Raw genomic sequence first — 23,029 nt, 5'->3', positions numbered from 1 at the left:
ACACTCGGCAAAACCGAATCGCGCACACGAGGAGTAACTAGCGTGGCGAGGCAGCTGCACGTCGAGCTCGTAGCCGTCGAGGAAAAAGTCTGGTCCGGTGACGCCGACATGGTCATGGCGCGCACGACGGAGGGCGAGCTCGGTGTGCTTCCCGGTCACGCGCCGCTCCTCGGTCAGCTGGCCGAGGAGGGCCAGGTGCGCATCAAGCACTCCGGTGGGCAGGAGATCGCCTTCGACGTCTCGGGCGGGTTCCTCTCCGTCACGGCGACCGGGGTGACGGTGCTGGCCGAGAGCTGCACCCCCGCCTCCGCGCAAGCCGCGCACTGACCGGCGGGCGGCGTTGGTGAGGATCGTCGAGGGAATTGGCATCGGGGTCCTCATCCTGCTCGCCGCTCTGGCGCTGCTCTTCCTGCGCCGCGTGGTCATCGCCCGGCAGGGCGGCACGATCGAGCTGGGTGTCCGGCTGAGCACCATGCTGCCCGGCCGGGGCTGGTCCGCGGGCCTGGCCCGCTTCGCCGGCGACGAGCTGAAGTGGTATCGCATCTTCAGTTTCTGGCCCGGCCCACGCCGGGTGCTTTCCCGGCGTGGGCTCTCCGTCGACCGCCGTCGCACCCCTGACCCGGCCGAGCTGCTGGTGCTTCCGCCGGACTGGGTGATCGTGCGGTGCGTCAGCCGGCAGTCGCCGGTCGAGATCGCGATGGCGGAGCGGGCGCTGACCGGGTTCCTGTCCTGGGTAGAGGCGGCGCCTCCGGGTGAGTCGACCCCGGAGACCCGGCCGTACAGGTATCGCACAAACTAGGCAGAAATTGACGTTCCTCTTTCTCCTGGTGGAGACTGACGCCGTCTGAGAGCGCTCTCCCAGTGGCCGTCACCCCTAGGAGAACCACGTATGTCCAGATTGCTCGCTGCCGTGGTGATTTCCGCGGCAGTGCTGTTCGTGGTGCCCGCGCCCGCCGCCGCGATTGCCGCGACCTGCGGCACCACCAACATCGCGCTCAACCGGCCCGCCACCGCATCGTCGTCGGAGAACGGCAGCCTGCTGCCGGCGAAGGCGTTCGACGGCAATTCCGCCACCCGCTGGTCGAGCGCCTTCAGCGACCCGCAGCGGCTTCAGGTCGACCTCGGCGGCGCCCAGCAGCTGTGCCGGGTCGTGCTGCGATGGGAGGCCGCCTACGCCCGCACGTTCACGCTGCAGGGCTCGCCGGACGGCGCGTCGTGGTTCGACCTCGTGCCGGCGGCCACCAGTACCGGCGGGACGCAGACGCTGTCCATCGCCGCCATGGCGGCCGCCCGGTACGTCCGCCTGACCGGCCTCACCCGCGCCACCCGCTACGGCTACTCGTTGTTCGAGGTCGAGGTGTACCCGGCGGTGGTGCCCCCGGCCGCTTCGGCGGCGTGGCCCACGTGGGGCGGCGGCGCCGGGCACGCGGGCGTCAACGTGGGGGAGCGGACACTCGGCGCCGCCAACGTGGGGACCCTGCACCGGCTGCGGCTGACCGGCGCCGACATCGAGGCGCCGGTCGTCGCCAGCGGCATCGCCTACGGTCAGGCGAACACCTTGCAGTTCGCCGCCACCGACCTGGCGTCCGGCGCGGTGCGCTGGACCACGCCGCCGGCCACCGAGCCCGCGCTGCGCTACACCACCGGCGGGACCGTCGGCAACGGCCTCGTCTACGCCGGGACGCAGATCGGCTTCATCCACGCGTTCGACGCCATGACCGGGGTCGAGCGGTGGAACTTCCGCATCGACGGCAACCAGCTCTTCAACGCGCCGATCCTGGTCGGCGACACCCTCTACGCCAAGGGTGACGCGCCGGGCGACAACACGCTCGTGTACGCCTTCGACGCCGCGACCGGCGCGGTGCGCTGGACCCGTGAGCTCACCGGCTACACGACGGCGACGGTGGCGTACGACAGCAACCGGCTCTACGTCGCCGGCGGCAACGTCCAGACGCTGACCGCCGTCGACGCGACCACGGGCGCGGTGCTGTGGTCGGTGCCCGCCAGCCAGTCGATGCTGACGCCGGTGGCCGCCTGGGGCCGGGTCTACCTCGGCTTCAACGGGCTGGTCGCCTACGACGGAGCCACCGGACGGACGCTGTGGACCCGCCCGGGCACCTTCGGCTTCCCCGCCGTGCAGGACACGACCCTCTACAGCGTCGACCTGGCCACCCCGCCGGTCCTGCACGCGATCGACCCGGCGACCGGCGCGGACCGCTGGACCTTCACGCAGGCCGGGCCGGCCCAGGTCGACTCGGTCGCCTCATCGTTCCCCGTCGTGGCCAACGGCGTCCTGTACGTCAACCTCGGCCAGGTCCTGGCGCTGAACCTCGCCAGCAGGGCCGTGCTGTGGACCGGCCCCTCTGGCGCCACCGCGGGGCCGATCGTGGCCGACGGCCGCGTGCTGATCCACACCAGCGAAGGGCTGGGGGTCTACGGCACCTGACGGGGGCTGGGGGTCTACGGCACCTGACGGGGGCTGGGGGTCTACGGCACCTGGCGGTTGGCCCCCGGCACCCACTTCACGTCGCCGTCCGGGTTCGCGATGCGGCCGAGGATGAACAGCAGGTCCGACAGCCGGTTCAGGTACTTCACCGCCAGCTCGTTCGTGTGCTCCGGGTCGAGCTCCATCAGCACCCACGCGCTGCGCTCGGCCCGGCGCGTCACCGTCCTCGCCACGTTGAGCAGCGCCGCGCCGGGCGTGCCGCCGGGGAGGATGAACGAGTCGAGCTTCGGCAGGCGCTCGTTGAACTCGTCGCACCACGTCTCCAGCCGGGTCAGGTACTCCTCGGTGACCCGCAGCGGCGGATACTCGGGCTCCGCCGTGATCGGGTTGCACAGGTCGGCGCCCACGTCGAAGAGATCGTTCTGCACGACGGTCAGCACCGCCCGCAGCTCCTCGGTCAGCTCACCCATCGCGACCGCGACCCCGAGCGCGGCGTTGGCCTCGTCGACGTCGGCATACGCGCCGATGCGTGGATGGGTCTTCGGCACGCGGGAGAAGTCGCCCAATCCGGTCGTGCCGGTGTCACCGGTCTTCGTGTAGATGCGGGTGAGATGAATGGCCATGGGCTTCACCGTACGGAATGCACCTACGATGGCGGTCGTGGACGTGATCCGTGTGAAGGGCGGCGCCAGGCTCGCCGGTGACGTGTCGGTGGTCGGCGCCAAGAACTCCGCCTTGAAGCTCATGGCCGCCGCGCTGCTGGCGACCGGGCGTTCTGTGCTCACCAACGTGCCCCGTATCACCGACATCGCCATCATGGCGGAGGTGCTGCGCCGCCTCGGCTGCGAGGTCGAGCAGGACGAGGACCGCGTCATCATCGACGTGCCCGAGCGGCTCGGCACCGAGGCCGACTACGACCTCGTGCGCCGGCTGCGCGCCTCGATCTGCGTCCTCGGCCCGCTGCTGGCGCGCTGCGGGCACGTCCGCGTGGCGCACCCCGGCGGCGACGCGATCGGCTCGCGCGGCCTCGACATGCACGTCGAGGGCCTGCGCCGGATGGGCGCGGACATCTCCGGCGAGCACGGCTTCGTTATCGCCACCGCCCCCAAGCTGCACGGCGCCACCATCTGGCTCGACTTCCCGAGCGTCGGCGCCACCGAGAACCTGCTCATGGCCGCGGTACTGGCGAACGGCCGCACCGAGATCGACAACGCGGCCCGCGAGCCGGAGATCGTCGACATCTGCCGCATGCTCACCGACATGGGCGCCGACATCTCCGGCGCCGGCTCCTCCCGCCTCGTCATCGAGGGCGTCCCCGAGCTGCGCCCCGTCTCGCACCGCACCGTCGGCGACCGCATCGTCGCCGGCACCTGGGCCTTCGCCGCCGCCATGACCCGCGGCGACGTGACCGTGCACGGCATCGATCCGAGCTTCCTGGAGATCGCGCTGGACAAGGTCGCCACCGCGGGCGGCCAGGTCGACACCACCCCGGACTCCTTCCGCGTCCGCATGGCCGACCGCCCCCGCGCCGTCGACGTGGTCACCCTGCCGTTCCCCGGCTTCGCCACCGACCTGCTGCCCATGGCGGTCGGCCTGTCCTCCGTCAGCGAGGGCTCGTCCCTCATCACGGAGAACATCTTCGACGGCCGCTTCATGTTCATCAACGAGATGTCCCGCCTCGGCGCCGACATCCGCACCGACGGCCACCACGCGGTGGTCCGCGGCGTCGAACGCCTCTCCGGTGCCCCGGTCACCGCCACCGACATCCGCGCCGGCGCCGGTCTGGCCATCGCCGGCCTCTGCGCCGACGGCGTCACCGAGATCCGCCACGTGCACCACATCGACCGCGGCTACCCGAGCTTCGAGTCGGACCTGCGCGGCCTGGGCGTCGAGGTCGAACGCGCCGTCGCACCCCCCGACCAGTTCGACTTCTGAGCTGTAGTTCCCCCACCGCCGCCGCGCCGGTTTCCGTGATCCGGAAGAGTTTGTGCTGCTATGACGACACAAAGTCTTCCGGATCATGAGGAGCGGAGATCACTGCGCCAGGAGTAGGCGGGCGCGGTCGTACTCGTCGGCGAAGACGAGGACGCGGACCATGCCGTCGGGGCCGGTGGCGAGGGTGGCGCGCAGGCCGTTGCGGCGGAGGCGGTCGCGGACGTCGCGGGCGAAGGCCAGGTCGCCGATGAGCGAGACCGAGCGGAGCAGGCCGTAGTCGGGGGCGCTGCCGGGCTCTGGCAGGCGGACGCCGGACTGGCTCGGGCGCCGTTCGCCGAGGCGGAGCAGGCGGATGATCAGGATCAGGGTGGCGAGTGCGCCGGCGGACGCCGCCCATCCTGCGAGGTACATGAGGGGCACACTGACAGTCTGCCACTAGATGATCACCCTTCGGAGCCGGATAAGGTCAGCAGGTCAACGACGATGCGAGAGGGAGTCACATGGCGGGTCGACTGGCGGTCATCGGGGCGGGGCTGATGGGGTCTGGCATCGCCCAGGTCGCAGCGCAGGCCGGGTGGGAGGTGACGCTGCGGGACCTGACCGATGAGGCGACACGACGCGGTGTGGACGGCATCGAGAAGTCGCTGACGAAGTTCGCGAGCAAGGGCGTGATCGCCGAGGACGACGTGCAGCAGGCCCTCGCCAGGATCACCACCACCACGGACCTGGACGCGGCGGCGGAGGCGGACATCGTCGTGGAGGCGGTGTTCGAGCGGCTGGACGTGAAGCAGGAGCTGTTCGGCACGCTGGACAAGATCTGCCGGGCGGACGCGGTGCTGGCGACGAACACGTCCGCGATCCCGGTGACGCAGATCGCGACCGCGACGCAGCGGCCCGAGCAGGTCGTCGGGACGCACTTCTTCAGCCCGGTGCCGGTCATGAAGCTGTGCGAGCTGGTGCGCGGCTACAAGACCAGCGACGAGACGCTGGCGACGGCGCGGGCGTTCGCCGAGGAGATCGGCAAGACGTGCATCGTGGTCAACCGGGACGTCGCCGGTTTCGTCACCACGCGGCTGATCGCCGCGCTGGTGGTCGAGGCGGTGCAGCTGGTCGAGAGCGGCGTGGTGAGCGCCGAGGACCTCGACCTGGCGTGCAAGCTCGGCTTCGGCCACGCGATGGGGCCGCTGGCGACGACCGACCTGACCGGCGTCGACGTGCTGTACCACGCGGCGAAGAACATCCACACCGACACCGCCGACCCGAAGTTCTTCCCGCCGGAGCTGCTGGCGCGGATGGTCGTCGCCGGGGACCTGGGGCGCAAGACCGGGCAGGGCTTCTACAAGTACGCCTGAGCGAGCTCCGCCGGGGCTTCCAGCGCGACGGGAGCCCCCGGCAGGGTGAAGCTGAAGCGGCTGCCGCCGCCGGGGTTGTCCACCACGGTGATCGAGCCGCCGTGCCGGTCGATCACGCGGCGGCAGATGGCCAGTCCGAGGCCGGTGCCGCCGTACGACTGGCCGGTGTGCGCCCGGTGGAAGGACTCGAAGACGTAGGGCTTGTCGGCGTCGGGCACGCCGATGCCCCGGTCCGCGACCTCGACCCTCACCCAGCCCGGTCCGGCCGGTGACGCGCTGACGTCGACCTTCGGGATGCGGCCGGGTTGGACGTACTTGAGGGCGTTGCCGATCAGGTTGTCCAGCACCTGCCGCAGCATCGCCGGGTCGGCCTCGACCCACGGCAGCGGTCCGACGTAGATGTCCGGGCGGACCGCGAGGTGGTTGACCCGTTCGGCGACGACCTCGGCGACGAGCCCGCCCAGGTCGAGCGGCCGCGGTTTCAGGGCCGCGTCGCGAGCCGTGGTGTAGGCGAGCAGGTCGTCGATCAGCCGCCGCATCCGCACCACCCCGGCGCTGACCCGTTCGACGCTCGCGCCAGCGTCGCGAAGACCCGCGACGATCGCGTCCCGCGCGCCGGCGTCGCGGGAACCCGCGACCAGCGCGTCCCGGGCGCCGTCGCCGAGCAGGGCCGAGGACGAGGACAGCAGCGCGTCGTGCGCCATCTCGGCGTGGGCGGCGATGACGGTCAGCGGGTTCTTCAGGTCGTGGGCGACGATGCCCGCGAAGGCGGTCAGGTCGCCCTCGCGCTCCCGTACCTCCGTGATGTCGTGGAAGACGGCGATGGCGCCGCGCCGCCCGTCCACGTCGAGGGGCCGCCCGCTGACGGACAGCAGCGTCCCCTCCGGCCGGCCGGCGTTGCGGATGACCATCTCGACGCCGTCGGTCGACTCGCCGTCGAGGGCGCGCACCAGCGGCAGGTCCGCGGTCGGGAACTCGGTCCGGCCGTCGGGCCGGAAGATGCCGTAGTGCGACTGCCAGGAATCCATCCCGGCGGCGTTCGCGTCCATGCCGAGGATCGCCTTGGCGGCCGGGTTGTGGACCAGGAAGGTGCCGTGCTCGTCGACCACGCCGACGCCGTCGCTGATCCGGTCGAGAATGCCGTTGAGCAGCGCGACCTGCCGGCGGGCGGTGCGTTCGGCCTCGCGCAGCCCGGCGGTGGCGGACACGACCCGGGCCTCGGCACGGGCCCGGCCGCCGGCGAGGGCCCACAGCATGACCACGACCAGCAGGGTCAGCATCGTGCCGCCGGCGCCGATCGCGAGCGGGGCGGTGTCGGCCGGGCCGGACAGCCCGGCGAGCCGGCCGGAGTCGGCGGCCAGGACGAGCCGCCAGTGCCGGTTCCCGACCGGGATCGCCACCTCGCGGCGCAGGTCGGTGCCGGGGATGCGGTGCAGGAACGCGACCCGGGTGTCCTGGCCGACGCCGTTGGCGGCCCACAGGTCCGCGTCGACCTTGCCCTGCGTGGCGGCGTCCAGCACGCCGCCGACGAAGTCCTGCCCGCGCAGGCCGAAGACGACCCAGCCCTTGAACGTCTTCGTGCCGGCGGGCGTCGGGTTGCCGTACACGGGCGCGGCGATCGCGAACGAGCGCTGCTGCTGCGCGACGGGCAGGGAGCGGTCGCGCAGCAGGATGTACGTGTCGGACACGGCGGGCGCGCCCGCGCGGCGGGACTCGTTGAGGGCGGCGGTCGGCTCGGCGGACTGCGACAGGTCGGTGCCGGGGAGGGTCGCGGGCGCCCCGTCCAGCGGCCGGGAGAAGATGACGAACAGGTGCTCCCGCCCGCTGCCCTTGGCGGTCAGGTCGAGTCCCATGACGCCGCGGTCCCGCCAGTACGCCTGGACCTGCTCCAACTGGGAGTCCTCGGCGGCCACGACGAAGACCAGCGAGGTGGCCCCGGGCAGTCCGGCGTCGCGCAGCGGGGCGGTGGTCGTGGCGAAGTCGTCGAAGGTCAGCGTCTCGTGCGATCCGACGGCTGCGGCGACGGTGCGCAGCGTGTCGAGGTACCGGTGGACCTCGGTGCGCACGGCCGCCTCGGCGAGCGACGTGTCGCGGTCCATGACGGCGTTGGCCCGGGCCTGCTGGTTGCTCCGCAGGGAGGCGGCCGCGTTCCAGGACGCCGCCAGCCCGAGGGCGAGGACGAGCAGGATCGCCAGGATGCCGACAGCGCCGGCATGCCGGACCGCCGTGCCCAGCCGACCCATCACCCCGCACTGATCGGCAACCTGGTTGCAACCCTGAGCGAAACTATCCCCGGTCGGTCCAGCGGAACGTGAAGATGCACAGCGCCAGCCCGATCACGACCCAGGCGCCGAGCGCCACGGCCACGTGCCCGAGCGCCCAGGACCCGCCGACCTCCCGCGCCGCGAACGAGTCCGGCAGGAAGACCGAGCGCATGCCCTGGGTCATCCACTTCAGCGGGAACAGCGACGCGATGGAGCGCATCCAGTCGGGGAGGCTCGTGTACTGGAAGAACACGCCGGAGATGAACTGCAGGACCAACGCGACCGGGGTCACGATCGCCGGCGCGCCGCGTCCGGAGCGGGCGAGCGAGGAGAACGCGATCCCGCACAGCGTGCACGCGCTGATGCCGAGCACCGCGACCCAGGCGAACGTCGCCCACTTCGCCGCCGTCGCGGGCAGCGGCAGGTCGTAGAAGGCCGCCGCGGTCACGAGCAGCACCACGGTCTCCGCCGCACCGATCGCCAGGACCATGACGACCTTGCCGATGAAGTACGCGGTCCGCGGCATCGGCGTGCCCCGCAGCCGCTTGAGGATCCCCTTCTCGCGCTCCATCGGGATCTGGATGGCGAGGGACTGGAACCCGGTGGTCAGCAGCCCGGCGGCGATCATGCCGGCGGCGAAGTACTGCGTGAACGACACGCCCGGGGCGATCTCGGCGTCGAAGACCGAGCCGAAGATGACGAGGAGCAGCAGCGGGAAGAAGAGCGTGAAGATCACCGACTCCCGGCTGCGCAGGAACTGCTTGATCTCCAGCCCGCCGCGGGCCAGTCCGAGCCGCAACGTGGTCATTCGCCGGCGCCGATCATCCGCAGGTACACGTCCTCGAGGCTGGGTCTGGTCACGGTCAGGCCGGGGACCTCGCCGCCGAACCGCGCGGCGAGCCGGGTCACGACCGCGGTCGGGGTGTCGGTCTGCTCCTGGCGCGGGCCGTCCGGCTCGTCCCAGGTGACGGTCGTGGCGGAGTTGCCGCGGTTGCCGAGCCGGGCGGGGGTGTCGACGGCGATGAGCTTGCCGCCGACGAGCACGCCGACCCGGTCGGCGAGGTTCTCGGCCTCGTCCAGGTAGTGGGTGGTGAGCAGGATCGTGGTGCCGGCCGCGGCGAGCGCCCGGATCAGCCCCCAGAACTCGCGCCGCGCCTCGGGGTCGAAGCCGGTGGTCGGCTCGTCGAGGAACAGCAGCTCGGGCCGGCCGATGATGCCGAGCGCCACGTCGAGGCGGCGCTTCTGCCCGCCGGACAGGATCCGCGTCCGGGCGCCGCGCTTGTCGGCGAGCCCGACCCGCTCGATGACGGCGTCAGGGTCGTCGGCGTTGCGGTAGTACAGCGCGAAGTGGTGCACGACCTCGCGCACGGTCAGGTCGTCGAACTCGCCGGTGCTCTGCAGCACGATGCCCACCCGCTGCCGCCACGCCGCGTCGCCGTCGTGCGGGTCCACGCCCAGCACGGTCGCCTCGCCACTCGTACGCCGGCGGAACCCCTCGAGAATCTCGACCGTCGTCGTCTTGCCCGCGCCGTTGGGGCCCAGCAGCGCGAAGACCTCACCGCGGTGCACGTCGAGGTCGACGCCGTCGACGGCGACATGTCCCCGGTACCGCTTGTGTAGCCCACGCACGGTGATCGCATCCGTCACGGCGTTCACTATAGGCACGAGGGCTCCGGTGAGGATTTTCACCAGCCTCACCAAATTACCGTTCAGTAAGGTGCTTGTATGGCGAAGCTCCCCGAGCGCGACCGCCCGTGGGTCATGCGCACCTATGCCGGCCACTCGTCAGCGGCCGCTTCCAACGCGCTGTTCCGGCGCAACCTCGGCAAGGGTCAGACGGGCCTGTCGGTCGCGTTCGACCTGCCCACACAGACCGGCTACGACCCCGACGCCGAGCTGGCGCGCGGCGAGGTCGGCCGGGTCGGCGTGCCGGTCGCGCACCTCGGCGACATACGCACGCTCTTCGACGGCATCGACCTCGGTCTCGCGAACACCTCGATGACCATCAACGCCACCGCGATGTGGCTGCTCAGCCTGTACGTGACGGTGGCGCGCGAGCAGGGGGCGCCGCTCGCCTCGCTCGCGGGCACGACCCAGAACGACATCGTCAAGGAGTACCTGTCCCGCGGCACGCACATCTTCCCGCCGGGGCCGTCGCTGCGCCTGACCACCGACACCATCGCGTGGACCGTGGCGAACTGCCCGAAGTGGAACCCGGTCAACATCTGCTCGTACCACCTGCAGGAGGCCGGCGCGACGCCCGTGCAGGAGGTCGCGTTCGCCCTGGCCACCGCGATCGCCGTGCTCGACGCGGTCCGCGACTCGGGCCAGGTGGCCGACTTCGCCGCCGTCGCGGCCCGGATTTCCTTCTTCGTCAACGCCTCCGTCCGCTTCGTCGAGGAGACCGCGAAGATGCGGGCCTTCGGCCTGCTGTGGGACCGGATCCTGACCGACAGGTATGAAATTTCCGACAAGTCGGCGAAGCGGTTCCGGTACGGCGTGCAGGTCAACAGCCTGGGCCTCACCGAGTCGCAGCCCGAGAACAACGTGCAGCGCATCGTGCTGGAGATGCTCGGCGTGACGCTGTCGCGCGACGCCCGGGCCCGCGCCGTGCAGCTGCCGGCGTGGAACGAGGCCCTCGGCCTGCCCCGCCCGTGGGACCAGCAGTGGTCGCTGCGCATGCAGCAGGTCCTCGCGTTCGAGTCCGACCTGCTGGAGTACCCGGACCTGTTCGAGGGCTCGCACGTCATGACCGCCCTCGTCGACGACCTGGTCGCCGGCGCGACCGCCGAGCTGGACCGGGTCCTGGAGATGGGCGGGGTCGTCGCCGCCGTGGAGTCCGGCTACCTCAAGAGCGCCCTCGTCGCGTCGCTCGCCGAGCGGCGCGGCCGGATGGAGCGCGGCGAGGACGTCGTGGTCGGCGTCAACCGCTTCCCCGAGACCGAGCCGTCGCCGCTGGTCGCCGCCGGTGCCGCCGCGATCGAGCAGATCGACCCCGCGGTGGAGAGCGCCGCAGTGGAGTCGCTGCTGGCCTGGCGCGCCGCTCGTACACCCGCCGACGTCGACAACGCGCTCGAGCGGCTGCGGCAGGTCGCGGGCGGCACCGGGAACCTCATGGAGGCCACCCTGGACTGCGTCCGCGCCGGCGTCACCACGGGCGAGTGGGCGTCGGTGCTGCGGGACGTGTTCGGTGAGTACCGCGCCCCCACCGGGCTGACCGGCGCCGTCTCCGCAGGGGCTTCGACGGTGCCCGGCTCCGCGCTGGTGGCGGTCCGCGAGCGGGTCCGGCGCACCGCGGAGGAGCTCGGCGCGGGCCGGCTGCGGATGCTGGTCGGCAAGCCGGGCCTCGACGGGCACTCCAACGGGGCCGAGCAGATCGCCGTCCGCGCCCGCGACGCCGGCTTCGAGGTGGTCTACCAGGGCATCCGCCTCACGTCGGCGCAGATCGTCGCGGCGGCCGTCGAGGAGGACGTCGACCTCGTCGGCCTCTCGGTCCTGTCAGGTTCACATCTGGCGGCGGTCGCGTCGGTACTGGAGGGCCTGCGCGCCGAAGGCCTCGATGACCTCCCGGTCGTGGTCGGCGGCATCATCCCGCCGTCCGACGCCGCCACGTTGCTCGCCTCCGGGGTGGCCAGGGTCTTCACCCCGAAGGACTTCGCGATCACCGACGTGGTCGACGAGCTGGTCACCGTCGTCCGGGAGGCGCACAAGCTCCCCATCCTGGTGATCCAGGCGCAGTGACGCGGCTCGTGGTCAGGTCGGCCGGTACCCCTGGGACTGGGCCCACCTGGCCGCGGCCTTCTCCTCCTTGCGCCGCTTGCGGCGTCGCATCAGCCACCAGAACGCCACGAACAGCAGCACGATGAACAGCAGCACCAGCACCGGCAGGATGATCGCGACGAGCGACATCGCCACGCTCGCGATGTCCTCGATCGTGCTCACCACCGGCGCGCCGAAGCCCGCCGTGCTGGCGTTGATCACCGGTCTGGACGCGGCCTTCATGCCGTGCACGCCGAGCGAGATCGCCCCGCCAACCACCAGCGGCACCCATTGATGGCTGCTGAAGAACGAGCCGGGATCGGTCACCGTCACCGTCTCGGAGCTCGACGCCGCGCCGAACGCGAGCCCGCCGGCGGTCGGCCGCACGAACGTCTGCAGCACGTCGTTGACATGGTCCACCACCGGCACCTTGTCGGCGACGAACTCGATCGCCAGCAGCGCCGCGACGATCGTGAGCGTCCAGCCGTTCTCCATCCACGCCCAGTTGTCGGGCAGCGTGATGAGATCGGTGTATCTCGCGAGCACGCCGATGGCGAGCAACGGGATGTAGGCGTTGAGCCCGGCCGACGTGGCCAGGCCGAGCCCCGTCAATGACTCAAGCACGCCACTAGCATGACATCGACCCGCCACTTCGGCGCTGCTGTCCGGGCCCGGCTAGGCTGTCGCGCGTGCGTCTCGTCATCGCCAAGTGCTCGGTCGACTACATCGGCCGGCTCACGGCCCACCTGCCGCCCGCCATCCGCCTCATCATGGTCAAGTCCGACGGCTCGGTCCTGGTGCACTCCGACACCGGTGGCTACAAGCCACTGATGTGGATGACCCCGCCCTGCCGCCTTTCGCAGACCGACGGTCTGTGGAGCGTGGTGAACAAGGGCGGCGAGGAGCTGCAGATCACCGTCGAGGAGATCCTGCACGACACCGACCACACTCTCGGCATCGATCCCGGCCTGGTCAAGGACGGCGTCGAGGCGCACCTGCAGGTGCTGCTCGCGGCCGCCCCGCACACCCTCGGCGAGGGCTACACGCTGGTGCGCCGCGAGTACATGACCGCGATCGGCCCCGTCGACCTGCTGTGCAAGGACGCCGAGGGCGCCTCCGTCGCCGTCGAGATCAAGCGCCGCGGCGAGATCGACGGGGTGGAGCAGCTGACCCGCTACCTGGAGCTCCTCGGCCGCGACCCGCTGCTGGCCCCCGTCCGCGGCATCTTCGCCGCCCAGGAGATCAAGCCCCAGGCCCGGGTCCTCGCCGAGGACCGCGGCATCCGCTGCGTCGTCCTCGACTACAACGCCCTCCGCGGCGTGGTGAAGGACGAGCTGACGCTGTTCTGACCCGCGCGCGTTCAGGCCTACCGTGATCGAATGACGGATCTGGTCGTCATCACAGCCAGATCCGTCATTCGATCTTCACGCCGACCGGCCGGCTACTTGGTGCGGCCGTGGATGAGCTTGACGAGCTTCAGGGCCTGCAGCATCGACTTCTGGGTGCGGTCGAACGTCGTCAGGGGCAGCAGGGTCGGGCCGCGGCGCTTCACGATCGCCTTCGGCCGGGTGAACTCGCGCAGGCCGTCCTCGCCGTGGATGCGGCCGAAGCCCGAGCCGCCCACGCCGCCGAAGGGCAGCGACGGCATACCGGCGAAGGTCAGGGCCGAGTTGACCGACGTCATGCCGGAGCGGATGCCGCGGGCCAGCTCCAGGCCGCGGGACTTGGAGAAGATCGCGCCACCCAGGCCGTACCCGGTGCCGTTGGCGCGCTCGACGGCCTCCTCGGCGTTCGCGACGCGGGCGATCGTGAGCGTCGGGCCGAAGGTCTCCTCCTGCACGGCGGCCGCGTCCTCCGGCACGTCGACCAGGATCGTCGGGCTGACGAACGGCGGCCGGACCGCCTCGGCGCCGCCCAGGACCGCCCGGCCGCCGCGGGTCAGCGCGTCCTCGATGTGCCGGCGGATGATGTCGATCTGCGAGGGCATCGTGATCGGGCCGATGTCGGCCGTGCCCTCCTCGCCGACCGTGAGCTTCGCCGCGCGGGCCACCACGCGGCCGAGGAACTCGTCGTAGACGCGGTCCGCCACGTACACCCGCTCGATGCCGACGCAGGTCTGACCCGCGTTGGTGAGGCCGCCCCAGACGCAGGCCTCGGCGGCGGCGTCCAGGTCGGCGTCGGCGGCGACGATCATGGCGTCCTTGCCGCCGCACTCCAGCAGCACGGGGGTCAGCGACTCGGCGGCGGCCGCCATGACCTTCTTGCCCGTCGCGGTCGAGCCGGTGAACGCGATCTTGTCCACCCCGGAGCGGCACAGCGCGCCGCCGACGTCGCCCATGCCGTGCACGATCTGCAGCACCGGCTGCTCGGGCACCACCTCGGCGAACCGGTCGACCACCCACTGGCCCACCGCCGGCGTGTACTCGCTGGGCTTGAACACCACGGCGTTGCCGGCGGCCAGCGCGTACGCGATGGAGCCCATCGGCGTGAGCACCGGGTAGTTCCACGGTCCGATGACCCCGATGACGCCGAACGGCAGATACTCCAGGTAGGAGCTGTGCTCCGTGAGCAGGATGGAGGAGCCGACCCGGCGCCGCCCGAGCACCTTGCGGGCATGGTTCGCGGCCCAGGCGATGTGGTCGACCGCGGCGATCGCCTCGACGAGCGCGTCCGCGGTGGGCTTGCCGCCCTCGCGGTGCATCAGCTCGGCGAGCTCCTCCAGGCGGTTGGCGATCAGGCTGCGGAACGTCAGCAGCCGCTTGCGGCGGCCGGCGAAGCCGAGTCCGGCCCACCAACCCGCCGCGTCCCGGGCCCGCCGGACCGACTCGGTGACATGATCGGAGGAGGCCACGGGGAAGCGGCCGACCTCTTCGCCGCTGGCCGGGCTGGTCGAGATCAGCGAGCCCTCGTCGATGGCGGGGACGCCGGGAGTTCGCGTGGCGGTCATGGCGCCGAGTGTAAACCCGGAAATTACTCACGAGTAGCCCCGAAAACCGTGTCGAGCGCGCCACGCCCGCAACGACCGACGGTCGAAACCACCGAGGAGGAGTCATGAAGGTCGAAACGCTCGAGGTGCCCGGGGCGACGCTGCGCTACGAGATCCGTGGCAGCGGGCCCGTCCTGCTGCTGATCTGCGGCGGCGTGTACGACGCGGAGGGCTTCGACGGCCTCGCCGAGGCGCTCGCCGACGAGCGGACCGTCGTCACCTACGACCGCCGGGGCAACTCGCGCAGCCCGCTGGACGGCCCGCCGGCCGTGCAGTCGATCGAAGAGCACGGCGACGACGCGTACCGGCTGCTCGGCGCGGTCGGCGTGACCGAGGACGAGCCGGCGGACGTGTTCGGCAACAGCTCGGGCGCGGAGATCGCCCTGGAGCTCGCCGCCCGGCACCCGGAGCTGGTCCGCACGGTGGTGGCGCACGAGCCGCCCGCGTTCGAGCTGCTCAGCGACGCCACGCACTGGCGCGACCTGATGCGCGAGGTCGAGGCGACCTTCCACCGCGACGGCTGGGGCGCGGCGATGCACGTCTTCGGCGCGGGCCTGGAGATGGCCGACGAGAAGGGCGCCGAGGCGTCACCGGACTTCATGGCGCGGATGCAGGGCAACCTGCCGTTCTTCATCGGCTACGAGGTGCCCGCCTTCGGCGTCTGGGTGCCGGACCTCGACTCGCTGCGCGCGGGGACCGCCCGGATCGTGCCGGCGGTCGGCGCGGCGAGCGCGGGGGAGGCGCCGCACCGGGTGGGAGTGGAGCTCGCGGACCGCCTGGGCGTCGACGTCGTCGAGTTCCCCGGCGGCCACGGCGGCCACGGCGATCCGGCCGCTTTCGCCCCGCGCCTGCGCGAAGTGCTGCTCTGACGCGTCGTGGTCATGCCGGTCGTGATCGGAGTCGTGTGGCGGTCGCCCGGACGGCCACGGTTGTCCTTCGATCATGGCCGATCGCGCCGCACTTATCCGACATTTCGTAATTGTCCGGCAGTTGCTCCGAAGGGCGCCCTGTCAGATCACCCGCGCTGCCGGCCTCGCCCACGCGACGGGATCGCGCTCCAGCCCTCTTTGCCGGACGAACCTGCCAGTCCCGTGGCGGCGCCGAGCTTCAGCCCTTCCACCGGACAAGATCGCCCAGGTCGGTCCCATGGCGGCGGCGCCGAGCGCCAGCCATGTCCGTTCGGGCAAGTCGAGCTTCAACCCGGCCCCGTCGGGCAAGCCGAACTCCACCCTCCCCGTCGGGCAAACCGAGTTCCGACCCCCTCGGGGGAGCTGAGTTCCGACCCTCCTCTTCGGACAAATGCGAAATGTCGGATAAGTCTGGCGCTTGCGCCGGACTTATCCGGGGGTGGGTCGGAGTGGTGGACCGTCCGGTGCCGGGTTAGGGGGCGTGCTCCTTGATGATGCGCTCGGCGACGGTGAGGGGGTCGGCGAGGCGACCCTCGGCGTGGGCGTCGAGCCACCGCTGCTGGCCGGGGAAGTAGGTGCCGGAGGCGGCCGCGCGGCGGATGGCGTCCTGCATGCCGGTGTCCATCTGGCCGGGGTCGACGCTGGCGACCGTGACCCGCTCGTCGTCGGCGACCTGCGACGCGACCGCCTCGAAGAACGTCTCGCCGCCGGCCTTCGTGGTGCAGTACAGCGACCAGCCGTCGATGATCCGGTGTGCGGCGCCCGAGGAGATGAACAGCACCCGCAGCCGGGCCTCGCGGGGCGCCGCGCGCAGGAAGCTGTTGGTGAGCACCACGGGCGCGGTCAGGTTGACCGCGATCGCGCGCGTGATCGCCTCGGTGCTGAGCTTGCCGACGGCGCCGATCGGCTCGACGACGGCGGCGTTGTGCAGCAGCACGGCCTCGTCCGCGTCGCGCAGGAACGGTCGCAGCGTGTCGTGGTCGGGCAGCCAGTGCGCGTCGGCGACGTCGGTCGAGAAGAGCGTGATGTCGCCGGGCCGGTCGTCGCGGCTCTGGTGCTGTTCGGGGGTGAAGTGCCGGCCGACCGCGAGGATCCGGTCACCGCGCGCGTTGCACACGTCGAAGAGGGCGGCGCCCAGGCCGCGGGACACTCCGGTGATCACGACCGCACGCATGCGGTCACTCTATTCCTGTCGGACCACGCGCCGACAGGCTCTGTGGTCCCGATGCGGTGACGGCTTTCCGGCTGTCCCTCACAGGCCCTCGATGTCGCGTCTGCGGCAGGTGTACGGCGAGGGCCACGTACCGGCGAAGAGCAGCGGAACGGGAGTCAGGCGCGGGCCTTCGGCACGGGTGGACCCTTGGGCGCGCCGGGGCAGCTGGAGCCGAGGCGGTCGGCGACGGCACCGAGCGCGTCGGCGAGGGCCGCGGTCTGGGCGACGTCGAGGTGGTCGAAGATGAGCCGCCGGACGTCGGCGACGTGGGCAGGGGAGACCTGCTCGGCGAAGCGCCGCCCGGCCTCGGTGACCTTGGCGATGCTGACCCGTCCGTCGCACGCGTCGCCGGACACCTCCACGTAGCCGAGGTCGACCAGCTTGCGCATGCGGTGGCTGAGGCGGCTCTGCGACATGTTCATCTGCGCCGCGAGCTCCGACAGGCGCAGCCCTTCGTCCTCGCCGCTGAGGGCCGCGAGGAGCCCGTACTCCACATGCACCAGACCGTACGGGCGGAACGTGCGCTCCAGCTCCGGGAAGCCGACGAGCACGACGGCCAGCAGCGACAGCCAAGCGCGTCGCTCGGTGTCGTCCAGCCATCGTGTCTCGTCGTTCATGTCATCCATGGTGCCTCGTCCGGTGCTGCTTGCGGTGTCCACCTGCCGTCCGCCGCGGCCGGTGCGACGTCCGATTCGCGTCAGAACCGGCCGATCGCGATCACCAGCGCGAGCGCGCCGAGCACCAGGTTGACCGGGATGACGGAGTACTCCTTGGCGCGGACGTGGTCGACGACCGCGAGCAGCATGATGACGAGCAGGCCCACGGCGGCGAGCGGGGTCAGCACGGGCGCGATGTCGGTCGCCCACGGCAGGATCAGGCCGAGGCCGCCGAGCAGCTCCATCACGCCGATGAATTTGATGGTCCCGGCGCTGCGCCGCTGGGTCCACGTCATGGCGGCGGGCAGCTTCTCCTTCGGCTGGGTCGCCTTCATCAGGCCGGCACCGATGAAGGCGGCGCCGAGCAGGCCCTGCAGGACCCAGAGAACGACGTTCATGGCGATGTCTCCCTAATTGGTTCAAGCTTCAAGTAGATGGTGCGGCACGTGTACTTGAAGCGTCAAGTTCTCATCGCCGTGCATCCGGGAAGGGTGAGCCTGGTTCACCTCTGGGCGGCCCACGGTGGGCCGCATGAGTACGACATCGACAACGGACCGCCAATCCGGCTGGGTCACCGGCTTCGCCGTCTTCGGCGGCAGCATGATGGTCGTCATCGGCATCTTCCAGATCGTGGTCGGCCTGACGGCGATCTTCGAAGACACCTTCTACGTGCTCACCGACAACTATCTGTTCGGCTTCGACGTGGAGACCTGGGGCTGGATCCACCTGGCGCTCGGCGTGGTGGTCGCCGCGGGCGGCGTGGGGGTGCTCGCCGGCCAGGTCTGGGCGCGCGTGCTCGGCATCATCCTGGCCGCGATCAGCGCGATCGCCAACTTCCTGTTCCTGCCGTACTACCCGCTGTGGTCGATGCTCATCATCGCGGCCGACGTCGCAGTCATCTGGGCCCTCACGAAAAACGACCGGAACATGTGGGCCGGCACCATGTGAGGCGGTCGGCCGGGGTGTCACGATGCGGTGATGCACGTCACCACTCGCGGTCCGGTCGACGGCCCTCCGGTCCTGCTCATCCACGGAAACTGCTCGTCATCCGGATATTGGGAGCCCCTGCTGCGCCACCTGCCGCAGGACTGGCGCATCGTCGCGCCAGACCTGCGCGGGTACGGCGCCAGCCCCGCCCTCCCCGTCGACGCCACCCGGGGGGTGCGCGACTTCGCCGACGATCTCGTCCCGCTGCTGAAGGGGTTCGACCGGCCGCCGGTGGTCGTCGGGCACTCGCTCGGCGGTGGTGTCGCGCTGCAGCTGCTGCTCGACCACCCTGATGCCATCGCGGCGCTGGTGCTGGAGGCGCCCGTCTCGCCGTACGGGTTCGGCGGCACCCGGGACCTGTCCGGCACCCCGACCACGCCCGACTTCGCCGGCACCGGCGGCGGATCGGCCAACCCCGACTTCGTGCGGCTCCTCGGTGCCGCGGACCGTGGCACCGAGGAGCAGGCCTCGCCGCGCAACGTCATGCGCGCCTTCTACGTCGCGTCGCCGGACTCGTTCGGCGACGACGAGGAGCTGCTGCTGGACACCATGCTCAGCACGTTCGTCGGCGACGACAACTACCCCGGCACCGGATCGGCCAGCGACAACTGGCCCGGCGTCGGCCCCGGCGACCGCGGGGTGCTCAACACGCTGTCGCCGCGCTGGCTCAACCTCTCGGGCATCGTCGACCTGCCGGTCAAGCCCCCGATCACGTGGATCCGCGGCGACCAGGACGCGATCGTGTCCGACGCTTCGTTCTTCGACCTCGCGCAGCTCGGCAAGCTCGGCCTCGTCCCCGGCTGGCCCGGCGATGAGGAGTGCCCGCCCCAGCCGATGATCGGGCAGACCCGGGCGGTGCTGACCGCGTACGGCCCGTACACCGAGATCGTCTACGAAGGGTGCGGCCACTCCCCGCACGTGGAGCGCGCCGCGGACTTCGCCGCCGCACTGGCGGGTGTCGTCGCCTCCGCTTAGCCTGATCGGCGTGGATGTGACCGACAGCTCCGGCCTCGTGGCCTTCATCTCGGGTGCCGCGGTGCTGATCGGGACCATCGGCGTCGTCATTCCCATGCTCCCCGGCCTGGTCCTGTGCTGGGCCGGGGTCATGGTGTGGGCGGTCTTCGGCGGTCACGGCGCCGTCGGCTGGACCGTCGCGGTCGCGGCCACGATCGTGCTCGGCCTCGGGTTCGCCGCCAAGTACCTCGTCCCCGGCCGCAACCTCAAGCGCGCCGGCGTGCCCAACCTGACCCTCTTCCTCGGCGGCCTGCTGGGCATCGTCGGCTTCTTCCTCATCCCGGTCGTCGGCCTCGTCATCGGCTTCGTCCTGGGCGTCTTCATCGTCGAGCGCATCCGCCAGAAGGACACCAGCCTCGCCTGGCAGTCCACCAAGCACGCCCTCAAGGCCGCCGGCGTGTCGATGCTCATCGAGCTCGCCACCGCCCTGATCATCGCCGGCATCTGGGTGGGCGGCCTGCTGGCCGCCTGAGCCTCGGTGTGACTTTCCGCCGGCGTTTTTTGTCGGGGGGTCGGCTTAGCATGACGGCATGGAAATCGGGCAGCACATCGATGCGTTGGAGCGTGCCGGGCTCGACTTCGTCGACGCCGCCGAGAAGGCGGGCCTCGACGCCCCCGTGCCGACCTGCCCCGACTGGACGGTCCGCGACCTTGTCCAGCACGTGGGCTATGTGCACCGCTGGGCGACGGCCTATGTCCGCGACGCCCGCGCCGCCGTCCTCACCGATGACGAGGAGGAGCAGGCGGTCGGCCCCATGCCGGCCGACGCCGACCTCGTCCCGTGGTTCCAGGCCGGCCACCTCGCCCTCGTCGACCGGCTCCGCGCCGCCCCCGGCGACCTGACCTGCTGGCACTTCCTCCCCGCCGACTCGCCCCTCGCCTTCTGGGCGCGCCGCCAGGCCCACGAGACGATCATCCATCGCGCCGACCTCCACGCCGCCGTCGGCCAGTCCGACGGCGTCGCCCGCGACCTCGGTGTCGACGGCATCGACGAGCTGCTCATGACCTTCTATGCCGCCCGTGGCCGCCGTCTGCGCTGCGACGCCCCCGCCACGCTCGCCGTCGAGGCCTCCGACGCCCCCAACTCCTGGACCGTCCGCATGGGTCCCACCGGCGCCGACATCACCCGCGGCACCGACACCGCCGCCGACTGCACCCTCCGCGGTCCCGCCAGCGATCTGTACTTAGCCCTGTGGAACCGTCGGACCACCGCCGACCTCCACGTCAACGGTGACCCCGCCGTCCTGTCGCTCTGGCGCTCCAGCGCCACCATCCGCTGGACCTGACCGCCCGCTGCAGTGGCGATCCGCGCCGGGGGGAGTGACCAATTCCGCAATTCGATCGGACGGCGGTGCGGTCGGCCTGGAGGGAAGCTGCCGCGCATCGGCGCTGGCAGTGCCGCCGCTGGCGGTGGGGCGGGAGTGCGGCGCAGCAAGATATCCCACAGGGCGCGGGAGCCGGGTGGCGTGGGAGACTCGCCAGTAACCTGATCGGTCGTTAGGGAGGTCGTGCGATGGCGCGCGAGTTTGGTTCCGTGGGCGTGGTCGGGCTGGGCACCATGGGCGCCGGCATCGTGGAGGTGTTCGCGCGGAGCGGGCTCTCGGTGACCGCGGTCGAGATCAGCGACGCGGCGCTGCACCGGGGTGAGTCGACGATGCGCGGGTCGCTGGACCGGGCGGTCGCCAAGGGCAAGCTGTCCGCGGAGGGCCGCGACGCGCTGCTGGAGCGGGTGACGTTCGCGGTCGGGCTGGACGCGCTGGGCGACGTGGACCTGGTCATCGAGGCCGTGCCCGAGCACCTGGACCTCAAGCAGCGGATCTTCGCCGAGCTCGACAAGGTGTGCAAGCCCGAGGCCATCCTCGCCACCAACACGTCCAGCCTGTCGGTCACCGAGATCTCGGTGGCGACCGGCCGGCCGAACCAGGTCATCGGCATGCACTTCTTCAACCCCGCGCCGATCATGAAGCTGGTCGAGGTGGTGCGGACGGTCGTCACGTCGCAGGACGTGGTCACGGACATCGAGGCGCTGTGCGAGCGGCTCGGCAAGGTGGACGTGACGATCACGGACCGGGCCGGCTTCATCGCCAACGCGCTGCTGTTCGGGTATCTCAACCAGGCCGTGTCCATGGTCGAGGCGAAGTACGCGACCCGCGAGGACATCGACGCGGCGATGAAGCTCGGGTGCGGGCTGCCGATGGGGCCGCTGGCGCTGATGGACCTGATCGGGCTCGACACCGCGTACGAGATCCTCGACACGATGTACCGCCGGGGCGGTCGCGACCGGCGGCACGCGCCGGTGCCGCTGATCAAGCAGATGGTGACGGCGGGGCTGCTCGGGCGGAAGTCCGGGCGGGGGTTCTACACGTACGAGAAGCCCGGGTCGCCGGTCGTCGTCGCCGACGAGCTGACGCCGTCCAGCACCGCCGAGCACGGCAGGCCGACGAACATCGCGAAGGTGGGCGTCGTCGGGTCGGGGACGATGGCGACGGGCATCATCGAGGTGTTCGCGAAGGCCGGGTTCGAGGTCGTGTCGGTGACGCGCGGCGCCGAGAAGTCGGCCAAGGTCTGCGAGCGGCTGAAGACGTCGCTCAACAAGGGGGTCGTGCGCGGCAAGCTGACGGAGCAGGACCGCGACGCCGCGATCGGGCGGGTCACGTGGTCGGCGAGCCTCGACCACCTGTCCGACGTCGACCTGGTGGTCGAGGCGGTGGTCGAGGAGCTGTCGGTGAAGAAGGCGCTGTTCGCGTCGCTCGACGAGATCTGCAAGCCGGGGGTCGTGCTCGCCACGACGACGTCGAGCCTGCCGGTCATCGAGTGCGCGGTGGCGACCGAGCGGCCCGCCGACGTGGTCGGCCTGCACTTCTTCAACCCGGCGCCGGTCATGGGGCTGGTCGAGGTGGTCAGGACGATCCGCACCTCCGACGCGACGGTCCAGACCGCCGCCGCCGTGTGCCGGGCGCTGGCCAAGCACGCGGTGGTGTGCGCCGACCGGTCCGGCTTCGTGGTCAACGCGCTGCTGTTCCCGTACCTCAACGACGCGGTCAAGATGGTCGAGGCCTCGTATTCGACGGCGGACGACATCGACTACGCGATGAAGCTCGGCTGCGGCTACCCGATGGGCCCGTTCGAGCTGCTCGACGTCGTCGGCCTGGACGTGTCCCTGGCGATCCAGCGGGAGCTGTACCTGGAGCTGCGCGAGCCCGGCTTCGCCCCCGCCCCGCTGCTGGAGCACCTGGTGACCGCCGGCTACCTGGGCCGCAAGGTCAGCCGCGGCTTCCGCGACTACTCGAAGCGTTGACCACCCGAGCACCAACCCACCACCACTGACCACAACACAACCGCCGCCCCGCCGCGTCACTGCCCGCCGCACGACAGCCCTTCGCGGCGCGGCGGTGCTCGCCGTGTGGCGGTGCTCGCGGCGCGGGCGGCGGTCACTACCGGGCGGTGCTTGCGGCGCGGCGGTGATCGTGTGGTGGGGCGGTGGTCGTGCGGCGGGGGAGTGATCGCAG

23 protein-coding genes are annotated in these 23,029 nt (G+C 71.3%); 13 read left to right on the top strand and 10 right to left on the bottom strand.

Annotated features, from left to right (window positions below; translation table 11 throughout):
- The first annotated feature begins 42 nt into the window (after positions 1 to 42).
- The 3 genes from ACQEVZ_RS19595 (at position 43) to ACQEVZ_RS19585 (ending at position 2,446) form a co-directional block, all read left to right on the top strand.
- Positions 43 to 327, top strand: coding sequence for a F0F1 ATP synthase subunit epsilon (locus ACQEVZ_RS19595; protein ID WP_344510305.1), 285 nt, complete (start codon positions 43 to 45; stop codon positions 325 to 327).
- Positions 328 to 343: 16 nt separating this feature from the next.
- Positions 344 to 799 (top strand): DUF2550 domain-containing protein, encoded by a 456-nt coding sequence (locus ACQEVZ_RS19590; RefSeq protein ID WP_344510303.1) that lies wholly within the window; start codon positions 344 to 346, stop codon positions 797 to 799.
- 90 nt (positions 800 to 889) lie between these two features.
- Positions 890 to 2,446: a PQQ-binding-like beta-propeller repeat protein gene (locus ACQEVZ_RS19585; protein ID WP_433368421.1), complete on the top strand. Its 1,557-nt coding sequence runs from the start codon at positions 890 to 892 to the stop codon at positions 2,444 to 2,446.
- A 41-nt stretch (positions 2,447 to 2,487) separates the two neighbouring features.
- Here the strand turns inward: ACQEVZ_RS19585 and ACQEVZ_RS19580 are convergent, their stop codons facing one another.
- A complete protein-coding gene (locus tag ACQEVZ_RS19580) occupies positions 2,488 to 3,069 on the bottom strand; it encodes a cob(I)yrinic acid a,c-diamide adenosyltransferase (protein ID WP_433368418.1) in 582 nt (193 codons plus the stop codon).
- Between ACQEVZ_RS19580 and murA the strand changes: the two genes are divergently transcribed.
- Positions 3,068 to 4,381: a UDP-N-acetylglucosamine 1-carboxyvinyltransferase gene (murA, locus tag ACQEVZ_RS19575; RefSeq protein ID WP_425552386.1), complete on the top strand. Its 1,314-nt coding sequence runs from the start codon at positions 3,068 to 3,070 to the stop codon at positions 4,379 to 4,381. The two genes, ACQEVZ_RS19580 and murA, sit on opposite strands and share 2 nt — an antisense overlap.
- A gap of 99 nt (positions 4,382 to 4,480) precedes the next feature.
- Here the strand turns inward: murA and ACQEVZ_RS19570 are convergent, their stop codons facing one another.
- Positions 4,481 to 4,792: a hypothetical protein gene (locus ACQEVZ_RS19570; protein WP_344510296.1), complete on the bottom strand. Its 312-nt coding sequence runs from the start codon at positions 4,790 to 4,792 to the stop codon at positions 4,481 to 4,483.
- 89 nt (positions 4,793 to 4,881) lie between these two features.
- On the opposite strand from ACQEVZ_RS19570, the gene ACQEVZ_RS19565 reads away from it, so the two are divergent.
- On the top strand, positions 4,882 to 5,733 hold the full coding sequence (locus ACQEVZ_RS19565) for a 3-hydroxyacyl-CoA dehydrogenase family protein (RefSeq protein WP_344510294.1): 852 nt from the start codon (positions 4,882 to 4,884) through the stop codon (positions 5,731 to 5,733).
- Here the strand turns inward: ACQEVZ_RS19565 and ACQEVZ_RS19560 are convergent.
- Genes ACQEVZ_RS19560 through ACQEVZ_RS19550 form a run of 3 tightly spaced genes read right to left on the bottom strand, consistent with a single transcriptional unit; the run spans position 5,718 to position 9,644 of the window.
- On the bottom strand, positions 5,718 to 7,976 hold the full coding sequence (locus ACQEVZ_RS19560; protein WP_433376862.1) for an ATP-binding protein: 2,259 nt from the start codon (positions 7,974 to 7,976) through the stop codon (positions 5,718 to 5,720). The two genes, ACQEVZ_RS19565 and ACQEVZ_RS19560, sit on opposite strands and share 16 nt — an antisense overlap.
- Before the next feature lie 43 nt (positions 7,977 to 8,019).
- Positions 8,020 to 8,805 carry an ABC transporter permease gene (locus ACQEVZ_RS19555; protein WP_344510292.1) on the bottom strand — a complete coding sequence of 262 codons (786 nt, stop codon included), beginning with the start codon at positions 8,803 to 8,805 and terminating at the stop codon, positions 8,020 to 8,022.
- A complete protein-coding gene (locus ACQEVZ_RS19550) occupies positions 8,802 to 9,644 on the bottom strand; it encodes an ABC transporter ATP-binding protein (RefSeq protein WP_344510290.1) in 843 nt (280 codons plus the stop codon). Before ACQEVZ_RS19550 ends, ACQEVZ_RS19555 begins: the two co-directional genes overlap by 4 nt.
- A 78-nt stretch (positions 9,645 to 9,722) precedes the next feature.
- On the opposite strand from ACQEVZ_RS19550, the gene ACQEVZ_RS19545 reads away from it, so the two are divergent.
- Positions 9,723 to 11,738 (top strand): protein meaA, encoded by a 2,016-nt coding sequence (locus ACQEVZ_RS19545; protein ID WP_433368412.1) that lies wholly within the window; start codon positions 9,723 to 9,725, stop codon positions 11,736 to 11,738.
- A 12-nt stretch (positions 11,739 to 11,750) separates the two neighbouring features.
- On the opposite strand, the gene ACQEVZ_RS19540 is transcribed toward ACQEVZ_RS19545, so the two are convergent.
- Positions 11,751 to 12,380, bottom strand: coding sequence for a DUF4126 domain-containing protein (locus tag ACQEVZ_RS19540; protein WP_344510286.1), 630 nt, complete (start codon positions 12,378 to 12,380; stop codon positions 11,751 to 11,753).
- Between the two features lie 65 nt (positions 12,381 to 12,445).
- Here ACQEVZ_RS19540 and nucS point away from each other — a divergent pair, with 65 nt between their 5' ends.
- Positions 12,446 to 13,105 carry an endonuclease NucS gene (gene nucS / locus ACQEVZ_RS19535; RefSeq protein ID WP_344510284.1) on the top strand — a complete coding sequence of 220 codons (660 nt, stop codon included), beginning with the start codon at positions 12,446 to 12,448 and terminating at the stop codon, positions 13,103 to 13,105.
- A gap of 92 nt (positions 13,106 to 13,197) precedes the next feature.
- Here the strand turns inward: nucS and ACQEVZ_RS19530 are convergent, their stop codons facing one another.
- Complete coding sequence (locus ACQEVZ_RS19530) at positions 13,198 to 14,703, bottom strand: aldehyde dehydrogenase family protein (RefSeq protein ID WP_433368407.1); 1,506 nt, start codon at positions 14,701 to 14,703, stop codon at positions 13,198 to 13,200.
- Between the two features lie 104 nt (positions 14,704 to 14,807).
- Between ACQEVZ_RS19530 and ACQEVZ_RS19525 the strand changes: the two genes are divergently transcribed.
- Positions 14,808 to 15,611: an alpha/beta fold hydrolase gene (locus tag ACQEVZ_RS19525; protein WP_433368404.1), complete on the top strand. Its 804-nt coding sequence runs from the start codon at positions 14,808 to 14,810 to the stop codon at positions 15,609 to 15,611.
- A 511-nt stretch (positions 15,612 to 16,122) separates the two neighbouring features.
- Here ACQEVZ_RS19525 and ACQEVZ_RS19520 read toward each other — a convergent pair.
- The 3 genes from ACQEVZ_RS19520 to ACQEVZ_RS19510 all read right to left on the bottom strand — a co-directional run bounded on the left by ACQEVZ_RS19520 (position 16,123) and on the right by ACQEVZ_RS19510 (position 17,917).
- Positions 16,123 to 16,824, bottom strand: a complete 702-nt coding sequence (locus ACQEVZ_RS19520) for an SDR family NAD(P)-dependent oxidoreductase (RefSeq protein WP_344510278.1) — start codon at positions 16,822 to 16,824, stop codon at positions 16,123 to 16,125.
- A 155-nt stretch (positions 16,825 to 16,979) separates the two neighbouring features.
- Complete coding sequence (locus ACQEVZ_RS19515) at positions 16,980 to 17,480, bottom strand: MarR family winged helix-turn-helix transcriptional regulator (RefSeq protein WP_433368400.1); 501 nt, start codon at positions 17,478 to 17,480, stop codon at positions 16,980 to 16,982.
- An 80-nt stretch (positions 17,481 to 17,560) separates the two neighbouring features.
- Complete coding sequence (locus ACQEVZ_RS19510; RefSeq protein WP_344510274.1) at positions 17,561 to 17,917, bottom strand: DoxX family protein; 357 nt, start codon at positions 17,915 to 17,917, stop codon at positions 17,561 to 17,563.
- Positions 17,918 to 18,050: 133 nt separating this feature from the next.
- On the opposite strand from ACQEVZ_RS19510, the gene ACQEVZ_RS19505 reads away from it, so the two are divergent.
- The 5 genes from ACQEVZ_RS19505 to ACQEVZ_RS19485 all read left to right on the top strand — a co-directional run bounded on the left by ACQEVZ_RS19505 (position 18,051) and on the right by ACQEVZ_RS19485 (position 22,818).
- Positions 18,051 to 18,467 (top strand): DUF7144 family membrane protein, encoded by a 417-nt coding sequence (locus tag ACQEVZ_RS19505; protein WP_354900268.1) that lies wholly within the window; start codon positions 18,051 to 18,053, stop codon positions 18,465 to 18,467.
- Between the two features lie 30 nt (positions 18,468 to 18,497).
- A complete protein-coding gene (locus ACQEVZ_RS19500) occupies positions 18,498 to 19,481 on the top strand; it encodes an alpha/beta fold hydrolase (protein WP_354900270.1) in 984 nt (327 codons plus the stop codon).
- 10 nt (positions 19,482 to 19,491) lie between these two features.
- Complete coding sequence (locus ACQEVZ_RS19495) at positions 19,492 to 19,992, top strand: DUF456 domain-containing protein (RefSeq protein ID WP_344510268.1); 501 nt, start codon at positions 19,492 to 19,494, stop codon at positions 19,990 to 19,992.
- A 58-nt stretch (positions 19,993 to 20,050) separates the two neighbouring features.
- On the top strand, positions 20,051 to 20,806 hold the full coding sequence (locus ACQEVZ_RS19490; RefSeq protein WP_433368394.1) for a maleylpyruvate isomerase family mycothiol-dependent enzyme: 756 nt from the start codon (positions 20,051 to 20,053) through the stop codon (positions 20,804 to 20,806).
- 227 nt (positions 20,807 to 21,033) lie between these two features.
- Complete coding sequence (locus ACQEVZ_RS19485; protein WP_344510264.1) at positions 21,034 to 22,818, top strand: 3-hydroxyacyl-CoA dehydrogenase family protein; 1,785 nt, start codon at positions 21,034 to 21,036, stop codon at positions 22,816 to 22,818.
- Positions 22,819 to 23,029 lie beyond the last annotated feature (211 nt).

The sequence above is a fragment of the Dactylosporangium sp. CA-152071 genome (assembly GCF_050936335.1).
In the GTDB taxonomy this organism is placed as follows: domain Bacteria; phylum Actinomycetota; class Actinomycetes; order Mycobacteriales; family Micromonosporaceae; genus Dactylosporangium; species Dactylosporangium maewongense.
The sequence above is the reverse complement of the archived record's forward strand: the minus strand, read 5'-3'. Positions and strand labels throughout refer to the sequence as shown.

Excerpts from the sequence above, each read along its gene's own strand:
- ACQEVZ_RS19490 (WP_433368394.1), top strand. The coding sequence starts at position 20,051 with ATGGAAATCGGGCAGCACATCGATGCGTTGGAGCGTGCCGGGCTCGAC.
- ACQEVZ_RS19505 (WP_354900268.1), top strand. The coding sequence starts at position 18,051 with ATGAGTACGACATCGACAACGGACCGCCAATCCGGCTGGGTCACCGGC.
- ACQEVZ_RS19525 (WP_433368404.1), top strand. The coding sequence starts at position 14,808 with ATGAAGGTCGAAACGCTCGAGGTGCCCGGGGCGACGCTGCGCTACGAG.
- ACQEVZ_RS19560 (WP_433376862.1), bottom strand. The coding sequence starts at position 7,976 with ATGGGTCGGCTGGGCACGGCGGTCCGGCATGCCGGCGCTGTCGGCATC.
- ACQEVZ_RS19500 (WP_354900270.1), top strand. The coding sequence starts at position 18,498 with ATGCACGTCACCACTCGCGGTCCGGTCGACGGCCCTCCGGTCCTGCTC.
- ACQEVZ_RS19570 (WP_344510296.1), bottom strand. The coding sequence starts at position 4,792 with ATGTACCTCGCAGGATGGGCGGCGTCCGCCGGCGCACTCGCCACCCTG.
- ACQEVZ_RS19520 (WP_344510278.1), bottom strand. The coding sequence starts at position 16,824 with ATGCGTGCGGTCGTGATCACCGGAGTGTCCCGCGGCCTGGGCGCCGCC.
- ACQEVZ_RS19515 (WP_433368400.1), bottom strand. The coding sequence starts at position 17,480 with ATGAACGACGAGACACGATGGCTGGACGACACCGAGCGACGCGCTTGG.
- ACQEVZ_RS19585 (WP_433368421.1), top strand. The coding sequence starts at position 890 with ATGTCCAGATTGCTCGCTGCCGTGGTGATTTCCGCGGCAGTGCTGTTC.
- ACQEVZ_RS19565 (WP_344510294.1), top strand. The coding sequence starts at position 4,882 with ATGGCGGGTCGACTGGCGGTCATCGGGGCGGGGCTGATGGGGTCTGGC.
- ACQEVZ_RS19530 (WP_433368407.1), bottom strand. The coding sequence starts at position 14,703 with ATGACCGCCACGCGAACTCCCGGCGTCCCCGCCATCGACGAGGGCTCG.
- ACQEVZ_RS19510 (WP_344510274.1), bottom strand. The coding sequence starts at position 17,917 with ATGAACGTCGTTCTCTGGGTCCTGCAGGGCCTGCTCGGCGCCGCCTTC.
- ACQEVZ_RS19485 (WP_344510264.1), top strand. The coding sequence starts at position 21,034 with ATGGCGCGCGAGTTTGGTTCCGTGGGCGTGGTCGGGCTGGGCACCATG.
- murA (WP_425552386.1), top strand. The coding sequence starts at position 3,068 with ATGGGCTTCACCGTACGGAATGCACCTACGATGGCGGTCGTGGACGTG.
- ACQEVZ_RS19555 (WP_344510292.1), bottom strand. The coding sequence starts at position 8,805 with ATGACCACGTTGCGGCTCGGACTGGCCCGCGGCGGGCTGGAGATCAAG.
- ACQEVZ_RS19580 (WP_433368418.1), bottom strand. The coding sequence starts at position 3,069 with ATGGCCATTCATCTCACCCGCATCTACACGAAGACCGGTGACACCGGC.
- ACQEVZ_RS19545 (WP_433368412.1), top strand. The coding sequence starts at position 9,723 with ATGGCGAAGCTCCCCGAGCGCGACCGCCCGTGGGTCATGCGCACCTAT.